The following is an 801-nucleotide window of genomic DNA, read 5'->3' on the forward strand; positions in this document are numbered from 1 at the left end:
GGGATATGCTGGAACTGGACGCATTTTGGAGGATGCGTCTGCTGTCAAGCCGGAAGGGAACAAGCTGGCTGAATATGCTGAAGGCACTTGTCTGTTATCGGTTGATCGATCCGGGGAGCGAATTTCGTTTCCATCGTGAGTGGTACGTGCGAAGCGCAATAGGCGATCTGCTGGGAGAGGATTATTCCCTGGCGCAGAAGGACAAGGCGTATCATTGTTTGGATTTGTTGCTTGAACATCTATTTAAAAGAGAAGTGGGGAAAGCTCTTTGGGGCAAAGTACGATGTACTGCTGTATGATTTGACAAGTACGTATTTTGAGAGTGAACCGCCACCGGCTGGATTTTTGGGTAAGAAGCGGTTTGGATATAGCCGGGATAAACGTTCGGATTGCGTGCAGGTGGTAGTGGCGTTGGTGTTGACGCCGGAAGGATTTCCCGTGGCCTACGAAGTGTATCCTGGCAATACCAGAGATAGCGCAACATGAGGGGAATTTCTGGATCGGATTGAAAAGCGGTATGGGAAATTCCGACGTACCTGGCTCATGGATAGAGGTATTCCAACGGAGGAGATGTTGGAAAAGATGCGCTCAGGAGGGATTGATTATTTGGTTGGCACTCCGAAGGGGCATTTGACGCGAGTGGAAAAACAGTTGCTGGAAGAGGCGTGGATTGAGGCGAGGGAGAACGTCCGCGTGAAAATTCTTGGGCAGGAATCGGAGTTTTACGTTTATGGGGAGAGCCATGACCGGGTGTCTAAGGAGCGTTCCATGCGTCGGCGCAGACTCAGACGTTTGTGGGTG

At 50.8% G+C, this 801-nt stretch carries 1 pseudogene; it reads left to right on the top strand.

What is annotated here, in order from left to right:
* A pseudogene (locus tag BIY37_RS13765) lies at positions 1–801 on the top strand (IS1634 family transposase); the annotation flags it as partial.

The sequence above is a fragment of the Candidatus Brocadia sapporoensis genome (assembly GCF_001753675.2).
GTDB lineage: Bacteria > Planctomycetota > Brocadiia > Brocadiales > Brocadiaceae > Brocadia > Brocadia sapporoensis.